Genomic DNA, 17,092 nt, shown 5'->3' with positions numbered 1-17,092 from the left:
ATGAAATTATTAACACTTAATTGCCATTCATGGATGGAAGAAAGTCAATTAGAGAAAATAAAGTATTTAGCAGAAGTAATAAAAGAGAAGCAATACGATGTTATAGCACTTCAAGAAGTAAGTCAAAGCATAGAAGAAAGTATAGTTAGTGGAATTATAAAGGAAGATAATTTTGTTTACTTATTAAATAAAGAGCTTGAGAAATTAGGAGAATTTAAATATAGGTACTTATGGGATTTATCACATATAGGTTATGATATATATGAGGAAGGTTTATCTATACTTACCAGACATGAAGTTGAAGATGTAGAGTCATTTTATATAACAAAAAGTAGTGAAAAAACTTTTTATAAAAGTAGGAAAATAATTAAGTGCACTATAAGTATAGATAATAAAAAAGTTAATTTCTTTAGTTGTCACTTAGGTTGGTGGAATGATGAAGCAGAACATTTTAAATATCAAGCAGATAATCTTATAGAGAAAATCAATGGATTAAGTTTTATTATGGGAGATTTTAATAATGATGCTAGAATTAGAAATCAGGGGTATGATTATTTATTAAGTAAAGGATTAATTGATACTTATGGTATTGCACTTGAAAAAGATAATGGGATAACGGTTGAAGGTGAAATTGCAGGCTGGGAAGGTAAAAAGGAAAATAAAAGGCTAGATATAATATTTACAAACAAAAATGTTAATGTAAAAAGATCTAACGTGATATTTAACAATGAAAATAAAAGAGTTATCTCTGATCATTACGGAGTTGAAGTGGAAATAGATATAATGTAGAAGAAAAAGAGCTCAATATTAAAATTTGGGCTCTTTTTTTATTGTTCTCTTTTTTGCTTTTACAAATAGATTTATAATTAAAGTATACAAAAATTAAAAATATGATATAAACTTTACTTAGGGAGATGGCAGTATGATATATGGAGAAAATATATACTTAAGGGATCCAGTAAAAGAAGATATAGAGATCTTATATGACATTTGTGCAGATAGAGAAGTTCTTAAGTATAATGGTTTATCTACGGGAATTATGACTAAGGAATATATAAGAAGTCAATTTCGTCATTTTACAAAACCGAATAAAAAGGAATTAGTTATAGTAACAAAAGATATTGATTTAATAGGATACGTCTATTATAAAGAAAATAGTTATACGAGAGATGTATACTCAATAGGGATAACTATTGGTAAGGGATATTGGGGAAGAGGTCACGGTAAGGACTCAATAAGGACATTATGTGAGCATCTATTTAATAAGAGAAAAGCTCATAAGATAGAATTAGAAGTCGTTAAAGAAAATATTAGAGCTATAAATTGTTATAAGAAATGTGGATTCAAGGAAGAAGGAATAAGAAGGAGTAAATATTATATTGGTGGTAGATATTTAGATACTATAGTTATGGGGTTACTTAAGGAAGAATTTATTCAAGCAAAAGGGGAATAATTTAAGATAGAATACTTTTAGGAGTGTGTTTATGGGAATAAGATTTATATTTGGAAGGGCAGGAACAGGAAAAAGTACGTTTTGTCTTGAACAAATAAAAAGGAAAATACAAAATTATGATAGTGAAAATAAATTAGTTTTAATAGTTCCAGAGCAATACACTTTTGATACAGAAAAGAAGTTCCTTGATACGGTAACAGAAAAGGGATTACTAAGAGGCGAAGTACTAAGTTTTAAGAGAATGGCTCATAGAGTATCAGAAGAATGTGGTGGACGAACAGAAGTTAGAATAAGTGATTCAGGAAGGAATATGCTTATTTATAAGTTATTAAAAGATAAAGGTGAGGAATTACAATACTTTAATAGAATGTCTAAGCAACAGGGATTCTCATCAATAATATCGAAAATAATAACAGAGTTTAAAAAATATAATATTTCCGGGGAAATATTAAATGCAAAAGAAGAAGAAATAAATGATGAAGAGCTTAAGAAAAAAATAAATGATTTAAAATTAATTTTTAATAATTTTAACGATGTACTTCATAGGAGATTTATTGACTCGGATGATGAGTTAACTTTTTTAGCAAAAAGGTTAAAGGATTGTAATATATATGATGATGCAGAAATATGGATAGATGAATTTACTACTTTTACACCTCAACAATTGGAGGTTATAAAAGTACTCGCAAAGAAAGCAAAGGTTGTAAATATAACCTTATGTAGCGATTCCTTAAGTGGTGGTGCTGATATAGATTATACAGATATATTTGATGCTATAAAAAATACTGAGAACTCTATATTAAGAATTATGAAAGAAGGAAATATATCATACTTAGAACCGATTGATCTAAATAAGGGACAGTCATATAGATTTTTAAATAGTGAAGATTTACAACATTTAGAACGTCATTTCTTTACGTATCCATTTAAAGAGTATAAAGGAAAAGCTAATAATGTAAGAATATATAAGGCAAATAACAGTTATGATGAAATTGAAGTTGTAGCTAAGGATATATTAAGAATGGTTAGAGATAATGGGTATAGATTTAAGGATATAGCTGTTGTATGCAGAAATATAGATGAGTATGAAAAGATATCTACAGTTATTTTTAATGAATATAACATTCCATTTTTTATAGATAAAAAAAGAGAAATACTTAATAATCCATTAGTTGTAGTTATTATTTCATCTCTAGAAATATTAGCAAGTAATTGGTCATATGAAAGTGTATTTAAATATTTAAAGAGTGGATTAGTAAATGTTGAAAGAGATTATATTGATGTATTAGAAAACTATATATTAGCTAATGGAATAAAGGGTTATAAGTGGACTAAAGATCTTTATGATAAAGAAGATATTTCAGAAGAAGAAAATTCAATTCTTGAAATTATGGAAGAAATACGAGCTCCTTTAATGAAGTTACATAATAAAATAAAGGGAAAGAATAAAGTAAAAGAGTTTGCAACTAATCTATATGAATTTTTAAATGAACTAAATGTATTTAAAATCTTAGAAATATGGTTAGAAGAATTTAATTCATTTGGGCTACAAGATAAAATAAAGGAATATATACAAGTTCCTGAGATTGTAATAGAAATTTTAGATCAAGTTGTGGAAGTGTTAGGAGATGAAGTATTAGATATAAAGGAATTTACTAAAATACTTATATCAGGATTTGAAGAAAAGGAGATAGGGGTAATTCCTATGTCTTTAGATCAAGTAAATATAGGTGATATATCAAGAGTTAAAGGTAGAGAAGTAAAAGCTTTATATTTAGTAGGAGTAAATGATGGTGTATTACCAGCTGCTAATAAAGAAGAAGGAATTATAAGTGATAGAGAAAGAGACTTATTAAGGAATATAGGAATAAGATTAGCTTCAGATACTAAAAGTAGAGCTTTCGAAGAGCAATTTATTGTTTATACAGCACTGACTATTCCTTCAGAGTATTTAATGGTAACTTTCCCTATGGCAGATTTTGAAGGTAAATCATTAAGGCCATCTATAATTATTCCAAGGATTAAAAAGGTGTTACCAAATGTAGTAGAGGAAAGTGAAATTTATAATGTAAGAGATAGAAGAGATAAATTTAATAAAATAACAGCCCCTACACCTACCTTCAATGAACTTATTTCAGCACTTAGAATGGAATTTGAAAAGGAAAAGGTAGACGAATATTGGGCACAAGCTTTTAAATGGTTTGAAAATAATGATGAGTTTAAAAATAAATCGAATAGAATGTTTAAGGGATTGACATATACTAATTTGGTTGAAAAAGTTCCTAGAGAAAAAATAAAGAGATTATATCAATCAGAAAATAAAAAGCTTATATTTAATGTATCTAGAATAGAAAAGTATGCTCAATGTCCTTTTTCTTATTATGTTCAATATGGATTAAAGGCAAAGGATAGAAAAGTATATGAATTCTCTGCTCCAGATTTAGGATCATTTATGCATAATGTGCTAGATGATTTTACAAATACAGTTAGAAATGAAAAAATAGCATGGTCTGATTTAAATAGAGAAAGATGTAAGGTAATAGTTAATGAACTAGTTGATAAGAGGTTAGAAAGTGACTCTAATTCAATATTAAATAGTACGAAGAAATATAAGTATTTTGCAGATAGATTCAAGAGAACAATAACTAAATCTGTTATGGTAATATCAGAACAAATGAGAAAAGGTAAGTTTGAGGTATTTAAGAATGAGTTTGCCTTTGGAGGATTTAGCGATGGAGAGCCAATAAAAATAGATTTACCATCAAATGAAACAGTATATCTAGTTGGTAGAGTAGATAGAATTGATACTTTAGATTTAGATGGAAACACATATATAAAGATAGTTGACTATAAATCAGGAGCTAAAAAGTTTAATTTAACAGAAGTTTATTATGGTCTTCAAATACAATTATTAGTTTATTTAGATGCTCTTATAAAAAACTCAAAATATATATTACAAAAGCAAGCAATGCCAGGTGCTATATTATATTTTAGAATTGATGATCCAATAATAAAGTCTAAAAAGCAACTTACTGAAGAAGAAATAAAGGATAATATATTAAAGGAATTAAAGATGAGTGGATTGCTTCTTAAAGATATAAATGTTGTTAAGGCTATGGATAATGATATGGATTCATATTCATTAATAATACCAGCTGCAATAAAGAAAGATGGTAACTTCACATCAAGTAGCTCAGTAATAACAGAGGAACAATTTGATACATTAAGAAAATATGTTAATGATAAGATGTCTGAAATATGCGAGGAAATGTTAAGTGGAGAAATAAAAATAGAGCCTTGTAAAAATAATAACACTGCATATTGTAGTTATTGTGATTATTCATCAGTATGTCAGTTCGATACATCAATAGAAAATAATAAGTATAGAGTAGTTTTAAAGAAGAGTAATGATGAGGCATGGAAACTAATAAAAGATGAGGTAGAGAAGGGAGGTAGCAATTAATTATGGGAGATACAAAGTGGACTGATGATCAGCTTAAGGCAATAACAACTAGAGGATCTAACTTACTTGTAGCTGCTGCAGCTGGTTCAGGAAAGACAGCAGTTTTAGTAGAAAGAATAATAAGAATAATAACTAATGAAAACAATCCAGTAGACATAGATAGATTATTAGTTGTTACATTCACATCTGCAGCAGCAGCAGAAATGAGAGAAAGAATAGCAGCTGCAATATCAAAGGCTTTAGAGGTAAATCCAAATTCAAAAGTATTGCAAAGGCAATTAACTCTTTTGAGTAGAGCTAATATAACTACGATGCATTCATTTTGTTTAGATGTTATAAAAAACTATTATCATGTTATAGATTTAGATCCTACATTTAGAATTGCTGATGAAACAGAAAATACATTGCTAAAATTAGAAGTTATAAATGATATGTTTGAGGATTACTATGAAAGTGAAAATACAGAATTTAGAAATCTAATAGAAGCATACAGTGGCTCAAGAGATGATCAAAGATTAAAAGATATAATACTAGATTTATATAGATTTTCAATGAGTGGGCCTTGGCCAGAAAAATGGTTAATCAATAATGCTGAAAAGTTTAATATAGAAACTATAGATGATTTAAATAAAACTATATGGATAGATATATTGAAAGAAACTATAAATATTGAAGTAAATGGATATATTAAGATGTTAGAAAAGGCTATAGGTATAATAAGAGATACTGAAGGTTTAGAGCCATATGAAGCAACATTCTTAGATGATTTAGATATGTTTAAGTCGATTGAAGAATCACTAAGTTTAGGAATAGAGGAACTATATTCTTCTATCAATAATATAAGTTTTTCTAGATTAAAATCAGTTAAAAAAGATAAAGTTTCAGATGAAGAAAGTTTAGAAATAGTCAAGGGTATAAGAGATAGCATCAAAAAGAAAACATCAAAGTTGATTGAAGATAGTTTTTCAATGACAGTAGAAGATGCCTTAAATGGAATAAAAAATTCATACCCTTATATGAAAATGATAAGTCAATTGACATTAGAATTTATAAATAGATTTAAAGAAAAGAAAAGAGAAAGAAATCTTCTAGATTTTAATGACTTAGAGCATTTATGTTTAAAGATACTTATAGAAAATGGTGAAGAAGATAATATACATCCATCTAGCGTTGCAAAAGGCTTTAGAGAATACTTTGATGAAGTCTTAGTTGATGAATATCAAGATTCTAATAATGTTCAAGAAGCAATAATAGATTTAGTTTCTAGAAAAACATTAGAAAATCCGAATGTTTTTATGGTTGGAGATGTTAAGCAAAGTATTTATAGATTTAGGCAAGCAAAACCTGAATTGTTTTTAGATAAATATAACAGATATCCACTAGAAGATGGTGATTTAAATAGAAAAATACAATTATATAAGAACTTTAGAAGTAGAGAAGAAGTAATTAGTGGAGTAAATTATGTATTTAAAGAAGTAATGTCTAAGACTGTAGGTGAACTTGAATATAATGATGAGGAAGCTCTTAATCTTGGAGCCAGCTACAAAGAAAATAATGATGAAAATACAATGATAGCAGGACCAATAGAACTTCATATTCTTGATAAGTCAGGAGAATATACTACTGAAGTAGAAGAATATGATGGTGAAGGTTTAGTAGAAGAGGAAGAAGATATTGATTCAATAGGACTAGAGGCAAGGATAGTTGCTAGAAGGATAAAAGAATTATTAAATCCAGATCCTAAAACAGGTAAAGTATTTAAAGTATTGAATAAGGAGACTGGAGAATATAGACCTTTAAAATATAAGGATATAGTTATATTATTAAGAGCAACTAGAAATTGGTCTGAAATATTTTTAGAAGAGATTGGATCTGAAGGAATACCTGTTTATGCTGATACAGGAACAGGTTATTTTGAAACTATAGAAATAAGAACAATGATGTCATTATTAAAAGTTATAGATAATCCAATGCAAGATGTTCCTATGATTTCTGTATTAAGATCACCTTTAGTAAGTTTTAGTGCAGAAGAGCTTGGAGATATAAGATTATTAGATAAGGAAAAATACTTCTATGAAATAATAAAAGGTGTTTCTGATGACATATATGAAGTAAATGAAGAACTTAAAAATAAATGCAAGATATTTATAAATAATTTAGGAAAATGGAGAAATAAATCAATTTATACTCCAATAGATGAATTCATTTGGTATCTTTATATGGATACAGCTTATTATGGGTATGTTGGAGCTATGCCAAATGGTAAGCTAAGGCAGGCAAATTTAAAAATATTATTCCAAAGAGCAAAACAATTTGAACAAACTAGCTTTAAGGGATTATTTAACTTCATTAATTTTATAAATAAGCTTAGGAATTCATCAGGGGATATGGGAAGTGCAAAAATACTGGGTGAAAATGAAGATGTTGTTAGAATAATGAGTATTCATAAGAGTAAAGGACTAGAATTTCCAGTAGTATTTACATGTGGTTTTGGTAAGCAATTTAACTTAATGGATTTAAATAAATCTATTTTATATCATGATGATCTTGGATTAGGTCCAGACTATGTTGATTTAGAAAGAAGAAACTCTTATAGTACATTAGCTAAAGAAGCAATAAAGAAAAAAATATTATTTGAGACTCTTTCAGAAGAAATGAGAATACTATATGTTGCATTTACAAGAGCAAAAGAAAAACTAATTATTACAGGGGCTACAAGAAACTTAGAAAAATCAATCTCAAGATGGGCTTCGTCAGCAGCTTTAGATGATGAAATTGTTCCGGCATCAGAGGTATTAAAGGGGAAAAGTTATTTAGATTGGATTGGAATGGCTATATGTAAGCACAGAGATGGAGAAGAACTAAAAAAATATATTGGAGCAAATAATAGTTCAATAGTTAATGACTTTTCAACATGGAAGACACAAATGTGGACTAAAAATTTATTAACTGTGGAAAAAAATGAAGTAGCTGTGGATGAAAATGAAGAAACAGATTTGTTTATTAATTCGGATGTGGATCATATAGATAAAGAAATTGAAAGAAGATTAAATTATAAATATAAATATGATTTAGCAGGTAAGTTGCCTAGTAATGTTTCTGTTTCTGATTTGAAAAGATCTCTTTATAATAATGAAAATGATGATGTTATTACAGTAAATATTTTTAGTGATAAAGAAGTATTAAAACCAAAATTCCTACAAGAGAAAAAAGGTTTATCAGCATCAGAAAGAGGTACAATAGCGCACTTTATAATGCAAAAGCTAGATTTGAATAAAGTCAATACAAAAGAAGAAATAGAGACTCAAATATATTCTATGAAAGATAAGAATTTACTTACTGAAGAAGAAATAAAAGCTGTGCAAAAAATTAGTTTTATAAGCTTTTTTAAGAGTAATTTGGGAAAAAGACTTTTAAGATCATTTAATGCAGGAAAATTAGTTAAACGAGAATTACCTTTTTATACTGAAATAAGTAGCTTAAATATTGATAGTACTTTGCCAAAAGATCTGTATAGGAATGAAAATGTTAGGTTGCAGGGTATAATAGATTGTATATTTGAAGAAGAAGATAAAATTATTTTATTAGACTATAAAACTGATTACGTTGAGCATGGAAAAGAAAGTGAAATTTTAGACAAGTATAAAATACAAATTAAATATTATAAAGATGCTGTAGAAAAGATTACAGGAAAAGAAGTTAAGGAATGCTATCTTTATTTATTTGGCTTAAATAAAGAAGAAAAAATGAATTTGTAAATTTGTAATATAAAATTATAAAGGTGGATGTACCAACTATCCTTCGCTAAGTATGCTAGGAAAATTCAATACATCCACTTTTGTATTTTTTAGTTAAATATACTCTTAAATACATAGCTTAAAAAGTTTTAGTTAATAGTACTTAAAGATAAATAACGGGTTTATAAGATGCTTATAAAATCATGAGAGAGTTTTAATAATGATTCCTTAGTATTTAAATCTGGATTTTCTAAGACTTTATTCAATAAAAAGTTTAAAGTATCTCCAATTAGCTTACCAGGTTTTAAATTGAAGGATTTTATTAATATTTCACCACTTATGTTAAGATCTTTAATTTTAAGAGGCTCATTATTATCTATTATTTCAGATACTAAGTTAGCTATATAGTCTACTTTAGCTAAAAATATTTTAGGATTATCTAAGGAATTAATATCAGCTCTTTGCAAATCAAATAAAAGGGCTATATTTTCATTTCCAATAATGTTTAATAATTTTTTTACTTCAGGTTTTGATGGTAGATAATTAACATTCAATACTAAATGGTGTTCTATTAGCTTACAAACTATATTTATAGTACTGTTATCAAATCTTAATTTAGATAATATCTTTTTAGTCATTACTGAACTTTCAATATTATGATTAGGAAAATAATAAAATCCATTTTCATTGCGAGTAAGAGTATTTAGTTTCCCCACATCATGAAATAATGCAGATAATCTTAATATTAAGTTATCATATGTATTATCAATTACATTAAGAGTATGTTGAAATATATTATTGTTATGATTTGTGCACTTTGGAGTAAAGTTATTTAGTTTATATATTTCAGGCAGAATTATTTCTAATAGGCCTGTATCTTTTAATAATCTTAATCCTTTAGAAGCATTCTCAGAAATTAATATCTTACAAAGTTCATCTCTTATTCTTTCAAAACTTATATTACTAATTAGTTCATGATTATTTAATATGGCATTATAAGTTTCTTCTTCTATATCGAAGCCTAGTTGACAGCTAAACCTAATTGCACGAAGCATTCTAAGCGCATCTTCTTTAAATCTTTTATCTGCTTCTCCGACACAACGAATAATCTTACTTTCAATATCAGAGAGACCATTAAAGTAATCAATAAGACCAGCTGATTTGTTATAAGCTAAGGCATTTATGGTAAAATCCCTTCTAGATAAATCTTCTCTTATATCCGTAACAAAATTTACAGATGAAGGATGTCTATTATCTATGTACTTTCCTTCAGTTCTATAAGTTGTAACTTCATATGGATTATTGTTTATAAGCACAGTTACCGTACCATGTTTTATGCCAGTTGGAATTGTCTTTTCAAAAAGATATAATGTATCTTCTGGTTTTGCAGATGTGGTAATATCATAGTCTTTAGGTGAATTATTTAAAATTGAATCTCTAACACAACCGCCAACCATAAAGGCTTCAAAATTATTTTTATAAAAAGTATCTATAATAAATTTAACTTCATTTGGAATATATATATTCATTATTACCCTACCTTTAAAATCGATAATATTATTATAAACATAATATCATATAATTGATAAATAAATTAAGTATATAATTTATGTGATTTATAATAGTATAAAATAAGCCATATAAAGTGAGAAATTATCTCTTTTTATATGGCTTATTTAAAAATATTTATATAGATTAATTAATGATTATCTTGGTATCATTTGCAACATTATCATATAACCACTTAGCATCTTCTACATTTAATCTTATACATCCATGAGAGGCAGGAGTACCAAGAGTATCATCTAAAATAACACTTTGTGTTTCATCAAAAGGAAGAGAGTGGAACAAATAATCACCCATAAATTGGACCCAATACTTACCGCCTTGACCAAACTCGTCAGAGAAGAACCATTCCCCCCTATTAGTAACTGCAAATATTCCCTTAGGTGTTTCCTTACCAGGAAGCCCTGTAGAACAATCAAATTCTTTAACTAAATCCCAGTTATTAGTTGAGCCTTCATAAACGTAAGTTTTTTGTTCATCTAAATTTAAGTAAACAAAATAATTAGTTTTACTACTTATAGATAAGGTATTTACATTATTAAGTGTTATAGATTGGAGAATCGCGTTCGAAGTATATTCAGAATCATCTCCTTGATATTCTTCTCTAAATAACTTTATAGAACTAATTTTATTTTTTATTTCAGTTATATCATTTTTAGCTAATAATTTTGAATCATATTCAGATAAAAAATCAATTGCTTTAGTATAATATTTATTTGCAACTAATTCATCAGCTGATTCAAGTAAGTAATCTTTATAATTTGACTTACATTTTTCTATGTATTCTTGAGCTAGTTCATAATCATTATCTGATGAACTAGGGATTAGACTAAAATATTTCATTGCTCTTGAATAATCCTTTGAATTAAAGGCTGAAATACCTAAATTTAAATAATTATCCGTATCTGCTGAAATATCATTAGCATCATTACTTGGATTTAAGGTATTAAAATCATCATTTTTAGAAGATATTTCATTATTAGAATTATCTTCAGTAGTTGAGGTTATGCCGTCACTATCTTTATCATCTAATGCTGAAATTAATTTATCTAAAGATGAACTTAATACATTATAGCTTTTAATTTCATTTAGTACACTTAAGGCTTGATTAGTACTAATTTCATTTTTAGATAAAGAAGTACATATTTTATCAACTATATCTGTAAAGTAATTATTTAAATCGGAATTAAGTTGTTTTTTCTTTAAAGATAAAACTTTACTATTTAAAGTAGTTTTTGCATCAGAAAACTCACAATTATTAAAGGCTCTATAAAAGCTAGAAGTTACCTCATTATATTGAGAGCTTAAGTAAATATTTGCTCCAAATCCTAATAAAATAAATAAAGCGATAAAAGATAGAATCATAAAGATAGAAATTTTATTCTTGGGTTTGGATTTAGTATTATACATCCTTATACCTCCTTACAACTTATACTATTAATCATTAACAAAAAGCTCAAACTTTAATCTTAAAAATAAATTTTTATGAAAATAAGATCTGTTTATAAAAGCGAATACATATGATAGAATATTTATTAAGCATTAAATTCCATATAATTGGAGGTAATTATGAAAGATAATATAGGCTTTATAAATAAAGTTAAAATTAGTATTTTTAAAGTAGGAAAATATAAAGAATTATTAAGATTAAGATTTTCTCATGCAATAATATATTCTATATTATTAAGTGTGCTAGTTGGAGGTATATCAGGAATTATGAATTTTGTTAGTGTGACAACAATACAAAATTCTATTGAGCAAATGATGACTAGTGATGAATTTGAATTCGAAATGAAGGATGGAATATTAGATTTTAAAAATTCTCCTATAAAAAGAGAAAAGGGGAAGTTCCTTGTTTTAATTAACACTAATATATCACTTGAAGAAATTGAGACTATAAGAAAGATTGTAATTCACAAGGATGTTTCAGTATCCATACTGAAAGACGGAATATCATATAGAGCTTATGATGAAGTACTTTCATTTAAATATAGAGATATTCCATTATTTTCTAATAATATGGATAATGAAACAATTTTAATGGCGACAAGTATTATGGGGATATTAAAATATGGTATTTTTATATTTAGTCTTCTATATACTTATGTAGTTCTTTTATTTAATTCATTTATACTATCATTAGTAGGAGTAATTCTAAGTAAAATGAATAATATTAACATAAATTATGGAGATGTTTTTAAATTATGTATTTATGCAATGACATTGCCAACGTTAATTAATTTAGTTTATCCATTAGGATCATTTAGTATATTAATTTCAGGTATTTATTTAATACTTGCGATGAATAAAATAAGAAATATTATAATTTAGCTTGAAAATGATAAAATCTTAACAGATAAATTTAAATTGTTTGTTAAGATTTTTTTTTAATATAAGTAATATTTAAGTAATGATAATATTTATAAAATATAAGAGTTAATTATGGATTAATATAATAATAATTTTATATAAAATATGTAAAGTTAACGTTATATTCAATATTTTGGAAAATAAAATCAAAATCACTTGTTGGAGAAATACGCATATGGTAAACTATGTATATAATCTTTAAACAAAGTCTAAAACTGTTATGAAAGGAACTATTATCATGATTAATAATGAATTTATGGGGAAATTAGATAATAAAATGGATATAAGTGAAATTATATTAAATGGAAATTTTAATTTTACAAATGAAGAGTCAGTAAGTATCATAACAGGATTAATAGATAAAAATAGTAAGCAAGAAAATTTTTTGCTTAATATTTCGCATGATTTAAGAGGACATTTAAATGTAATATTAAGTATTATGCAATGTATAGATTATGGTAGCATTTCTCTTAATGATAAAAAAGCACTAGAATATATGAAAATAGTAAAAAGAAATAGTCTGAAGATGTTAAAGTTAGTAAATAACCTAATTGACACAACAAAACTAGAGAATAATTACTATATTTTACATAAAAAAAATATAGATATTATATCTATGATTGAAAGTACTATAAGTTGTATAGATAAATATGCTAAACAAAAAAATATACAACTTATATTCGATACGAATGAAGAAGAATGCATAATGGCAGTAGATCCAGATGTTATAGATAGAATTATAATGAATTTATTATCAAATTCTATTAAGTTTTCATATACTAATACAAATGTGTATATAAATATAATGGTTATGGGAGATAAAATCACTATATCTATAAGAGATGAGGGTCCAGGAATATCAAGGGAATATCAAGAAAAGGTTTTTAATAGATTCTATCAACTATCTAATAAAAAAGATAGAGAGAATTCAGGAAGTGGGATAGGATTGGATTTAGTGAATTACTTGGTAAAATCTATGGATGGAAATATTGAGCTTAAAAGTGAAGAGGGATATGGTTGTGAGTTCATAATAACTCTACCTATAACGATTGTAGATGAACAAGATGATTTTTGCATAAGAGACGAAAGTAGTAAAATACAAATGCTAGAAGTGGAATTTTCAGATATATATAATAATTAATAAAGTATAATATTTTATAAAAATTAGTTGCTTGATTTATTTAGGTAGTTATGATAATATAAATATTGTTAAAAATTTATATGCGGTGGTAGCTCAGTTGGATAGAGTAGCTGGCTACGAACCAGTTGGTCGGGGGTTCGAATCCTCTCCGCCGTACCAGAAAAGCCTTGTAAATAGCATATTTACAGGGTTTTTATTTTGCTTAAAATAAATTAAAATATGAATTTTGCCAAATGTTTTGCCCTTTAGAGCTTTTTATAAGCAAAAAAGAAGTGAGTTATTTAATATCCGCTTTATTATATAAATCATTTTTCTTTAGCATTTAGATAAATGTTATATGATTATATAGAGTAAAGAGTAGAATGAATTAGTTAAATAAGATTAATGTAGTTATTATAAAATTTAAAAAGTAACTACATTTTGTATAGTCAAGATTGTAGTTATCAGAAAAATAAGTGTAGTAACTACAATTTTTTATTTTTTTAAGAAAATTTTACTAAAAATATGAAAATTAAATATTAAAATTATAAAAAAGCATTGATATTCCTATAAAATGGCGTATAATTGTTTATGGATTTACAATAATGTTCGCAATATAAGGGGGCTATCAAATGAATTTTATTAAAAATAAATATGATGTTGTAATTGTGGGTGCAGGACCTAGTGGTATATTTACTGCCTATGAGCTTTCAAAAATTAATCCAGAAAAGAAAATTTTAATTATTGAAAAGGGAAAATCTGTTTATAAAAGATATTGTCCAATACCAAAATTAAATAAATGTGTTAAGTGTAAGCCATATTGTAATATAACTACTGGATTTGCAGGAGCAGGAGCATTTTCTGATGCAAAGCTATCTTTATATGATAAAGATTCAGAAGAAGTTTTAGTTGGAGGAAATCTACCAGAAATAATTGGACATCAAAGTACAAAGGATTTAATTGATTATTGTGATGAGATATATTTAGAATTTGGGGGAGAAAAGAATATAGCGGGAATAGAGCATAAAGATGAAATAAAGAAGATAAAGGATAAAGCAAAAAAAGAAAATATAAATTTGGTGGATATTCCTATTAGACATTTAGGAACGGAAAAATCGAGAGAGCTTTATGGAAAATTAGAAGATTATTTATTGGAAAACGGTGTGCAAATAATATTTGGAACTATAGTTAAGGATATTATAATCGAAAATGGTGAGGCTAAAGGCGTGGTAACTGAAAATGGAGATTACTATGCTGATAAAGTAGTTATATCAGTTGGAAGAAATGGTGCTGATTTCTTATCTGCCTTATGCGATAAGCATAAGATAGATAAGGAAGTTGGAGTAGTAGACATTGGTGTAAGATTTGAAATGAAATCAGAAGGAGATATACAAAAGGTAAATGAACTCATGTATGAAGGTAAATTTATTGGAAATGTAGCTCCATTTAGAGATAAGGTTAGAACTTTCTGTCAAAATCCTGATGGATTTGTAGCAGCAGAAGTTTATGATAATGGTGTTTCATTAGCAAATGGGCACGCTTATAAGGAAAAGAAAAGTATAAATACAAACTTTGCAATACTTTCTTCACATAAATTTACTGAACCATTTAAAAAACCAATAGAATATGCAAATAAAGTTGCTGAGCTTACAAATCTACTATCCAATGGAGAAGTTGTTGTTCAAAGATTTGGAGATATATTAAATGGTAAGAGAACTTGGAAGGAAGAACTTGAAAATAATTCAGTAGAGGCAACATTAAAAACTGCAATGCCTGGAGACATAACATTGGGAATTCCATATAGAACAATGACTAATATAGTTAATTTTATATTAGAGATGGATAAAGTAGTAAAGGGATTTGCGAATCCTGATAATTTACTATATGGACCTGAAATAAAGTTTTACTCAAATTCTGTTAAACTTAATGAGAATTTAGAAACAAATATTAAAAATTTATATGCTATTGGAGATGGAGCAGGATTAACGAGAGGATTAATGATGGCATCATGTTCAGGAGTGCATTTAGCGAGACATTTATTTAACTAACACAAAAGGAGAGGTTTCTTGATGAGATCTCTCTTTTTGTATTGTAGGAATATAATATATATATGTTTATTTAGGATAAAATTATCCCCTTTGGATAAATTAGAAATATATAAATTAAAAAAGAAGGATTAGAGATATGAATGTAGATATATTAATAAACCAATTAGATGAGCATAATCAAGCAAATATATTAGCAACTAAAAAATTTAATCCAAAGGAAGTATTGTTTATATATGATAAAAATAACGAAATTCTAATGGATTCTGTAAAAAGGTATTATGAAAACTATATTCCAAATGTGAAATTTAATAAGGCAATTATCAATGAAGGCGAAATTGATAAATTAATTAAAATAATAAATGAAAATAAAAATAGAAATATATTAGTTAATTTAACCGGCGGTAGCAGAGTAAACTCTTTGGCATTATTGAATATAAGTAAAGATAATTTATTGAATTCAATATATGTAGATATAAAAAATAAATTTTTATATACATTTGGTAAGAGTATTGAAGTTATTAAGGAAGAATATGAAGATATGCAATTAGATAATCTTATCAAGGCATCTGGAGGAGAACTTTTAAATGATGCAAGTAGTCTTTGTGATAAAGAGGATTTAATTTATTTAACTAAAAAGATATATGAAAATTTAGGGCTATGGCATAAATATAAGCAAAAGTTATATGATTCAAATATTTTCATACATGATTATCAGGACGCTAAAAAGGTTACTATAAAAGCTGAATTTTTAGAACAAGAGGAAAAAAGCATATTAAATAAAATATTAAACAAGTTAGAGGAAATTAATGGGATAGATTATATTAAGGATTCTAATAATGAGATTCATGTTAATTTTAAAAATGAATATTTAAAATCATTTATATTTAAAAGTGGAACTTGGCTTGAGATGGCAACTAATATTATGATTAGTGAAATTAAAGAAATAGATGAAGTGAGAAGTGGAGTTATGTTCTTATGGAATGATAAGAGTAAAATTGTTAGAAATGAAGTAGATGTAGTTGCAGTAAAGGATTCAGTTCCTATTTGTATATCATGTAAGGATAGTGATAAATATAATGAAGATGCTCTAAATGAGCTAGATGTTTATAGTAAGCAAATTGGTGGAGAAAAGGTATATAAGATTTTAGTTGCAACAAAAGAACCTGTGAAAGCTGCAGTTAAAGAAAGGGCTAAAGAAATGGGGATAAATCTTATTATTTTCAATGGTAACGAAGAAAAGTTTAAAACTGAAATAAAAAATATAGTTATAAAAAATTAAAATTAAATTAGATTTTCAAATTTTGAAATTGTTTTCTGAAATGTGCAGATATAATT

The 17,092-nt window shown here is 26.5% G+C and carries 10 protein-coding genes and 1 tRNA gene; 9 read left to right on the top strand and 2 right to left on the bottom strand.

Translation table 11 applies throughout. From position 1 onward, the window contains the following. The 4 genes from I2A75_RS07985 (at position 1) to addA (ending at position 8,674) form a co-directional block, all read left to right on the top strand. Positions 1–789: an endonuclease/exonuclease/phosphatase family protein gene (locus tag I2A75_RS07985; protein WP_195263951.1), complete on the top strand. Its 789-nt coding sequence runs from the start codon at positions 1–3 to the stop codon at positions 787–789. A 133-nt stretch (positions 790–922) separates the two neighbouring features. Next, positions 923–1,453, top strand: coding sequence for a GNAT family protein (locus I2A75_RS07980; protein ID WP_195263950.1), 531 nt, complete (start codon positions 923–925; stop codon positions 1,451–1,453). A gap of 31 nt (positions 1,454–1,484) precedes the next feature. Further along, the gene (gene addB, locus I2A75_RS07975) at positions 1,485–4,916 is read left to right on the top strand and encodes a helicase-exonuclease AddAB subunit AddB (protein WP_195263949.1); all 3,432 of its coding nucleotides are present in this window, start codon (positions 1,485–1,487) and stop codon (positions 4,914–4,916) included. Positions 4,917–4,918: 2 nt separating this feature from the next. Continuing rightward, positions 4,919–8,674 carry a helicase-exonuclease AddAB subunit AddA gene (addA, locus tag I2A75_RS07970; RefSeq protein ID WP_195263948.1) on the top strand — a complete coding sequence of 1,252 codons (3,756 nt, stop codon included), beginning with the start codon at positions 4,919–4,921 and terminating at the stop codon, positions 8,672–8,674. 161 nt (positions 8,675–8,835) lie between these two features. Here addA and I2A75_RS07965 read toward each other — a convergent pair whose 3' ends face one another. Together I2A75_RS07965 and I2A75_RS07960 are read right to left on the bottom strand one after the other, a co-directional pair. Continuing rightward, positions 8,836–10,182: a CCA tRNA nucleotidyltransferase gene (locus I2A75_RS07965; RefSeq protein WP_195263947.1), complete on the bottom strand. Its 1,347-nt coding sequence runs from the start codon at positions 10,180–10,182 to the stop codon at positions 8,836–8,838. 166 nt (positions 10,183–10,348) lie between these two features. Beyond that, complete coding sequence (locus I2A75_RS07960) at positions 10,349–11,629, bottom strand: L,D-transpeptidase family protein (protein ID WP_195263946.1); 1,281 nt, start codon at positions 11,627–11,629, stop codon at positions 10,349–10,351. Between the two features lie 159 nt (positions 11,630–11,788). On the opposite strand from I2A75_RS07960, the gene I2A75_RS07955 reads away from it, so the two are divergent. The 5 genes from I2A75_RS07955 (at position 11,789) to I2A75_RS07935 (ending at position 17,036) form a co-directional block, all read left to right on the top strand. Beyond that, positions 11,789–12,550 (top strand): DUF1189 family protein, encoded by a 762-nt coding sequence (locus I2A75_RS07955; RefSeq protein ID WP_195263945.1) that lies wholly within the window; start codon positions 11,789–11,791, stop codon positions 12,548–12,550. A 295-nt stretch (positions 12,551–12,845) separates the two neighbouring features. Further along, positions 12,846–13,730, top strand: a complete 885-nt coding sequence (locus tag I2A75_RS07950; protein WP_243242083.1) for a HAMP domain-containing sensor histidine kinase — start codon at positions 12,846–12,848, stop codon at positions 13,728–13,730. Positions 13,731–13,812: 82 nt separating this feature from the next. Then, positions 13,813–13,889: transfer RNA gene (locus I2A75_RS07945), tRNA-Arg, on the top strand. A gap of 452 nt (positions 13,890–14,341) precedes the next feature. Further along, complete coding sequence (locus tag I2A75_RS07940; protein WP_195263944.1) at positions 14,342–15,757, top strand: FAD-dependent protein; 1,416 nt, start codon at positions 14,342–14,344, stop codon at positions 15,755–15,757. Between the two features lie 136 nt (positions 15,758–15,893). Further along, complete coding sequence (locus I2A75_RS07935) at positions 15,894–17,036, top strand: DUF1887 family CARF protein (protein ID WP_195263943.1); 1,143 nt, start codon at positions 15,894–15,896, stop codon at positions 17,034–17,036. The last annotated feature ends 56 nt before the right edge of the window (positions 17,037–17,092 follow it).

It is taken from the genome of Clostridium sp. 1001275B_160808_H3 (genome assembly GCF_015550425.1).
Taxonomy (GTDB): Bacteria; Bacillota; Clostridia; order Clostridiales; family Clostridiaceae; genus Clostridium.
The sequence above is the reverse complement of the archived record's forward strand: the minus strand, read 5'-3'. Positions and strand labels throughout refer to the sequence as shown.

What these genes read in the sequence shown, in the direction of transcription:
- I2A75_RS07955 (WP_195263945.1), top strand. Translation starts at nt 11,789, where the DNA reads ATGAAAGATAATATAGGCTTTATAAATAAAGTTAAAATTAGTATTTTT.
- I2A75_RS07980 (WP_195263950.1), top strand. Translation starts at nt 923, where the DNA reads ATGATATATGGAGAAAATATATACTTAAGGGATCCAGTAAAAGAAGAT.
- I2A75_RS07985 (WP_195263951.1), top strand. Translation starts at nt 1, where the DNA reads ATGAAATTATTAACACTTAATTGCCATTCATGGATGGAAGAAAGTCAA.
- I2A75_RS07965 (WP_195263947.1), bottom strand. Translation starts at nt 10,182, where the DNA reads ATGAATATATATATTCCAAATGAAGTTAAATTTATTATAGATACTTTT.
- I2A75_RS07935 (WP_195263943.1), top strand. Translation starts at nt 15,894, where the DNA reads ATGAATGTAGATATATTAATAAACCAATTAGATGAGCATAATCAAGCA.
- I2A75_RS07940 (WP_195263944.1), top strand. Translation starts at nt 14,342, where the DNA reads ATGAATTTTATTAAAAATAAATATGATGTTGTAATTGTGGGTGCAGGA.
- addA (WP_195263948.1), top strand. Translation starts at nt 4,919, where the DNA reads ATGGGAGATACAAAGTGGACTGATGATCAGCTTAAGGCAATAACAACT.
- I2A75_RS07950 (WP_243242083.1), top strand. Translation starts at nt 12,846, where the DNA reads ATGGGGAAATTAGATAATAAAATGGATATAAGTGAAATTATATTAAAT.
- addB (WP_195263949.1), top strand. Translation starts at nt 1,485, where the DNA reads ATGGGAATAAGATTTATATTTGGAAGGGCAGGAACAGGAAAAAGTACG.
- I2A75_RS07960 (WP_195263946.1), bottom strand. Translation starts at nt 11,629, where the DNA reads ATGTATAATACTAAATCCAAACCCAAGAATAAAATTTCTATCTTTATG.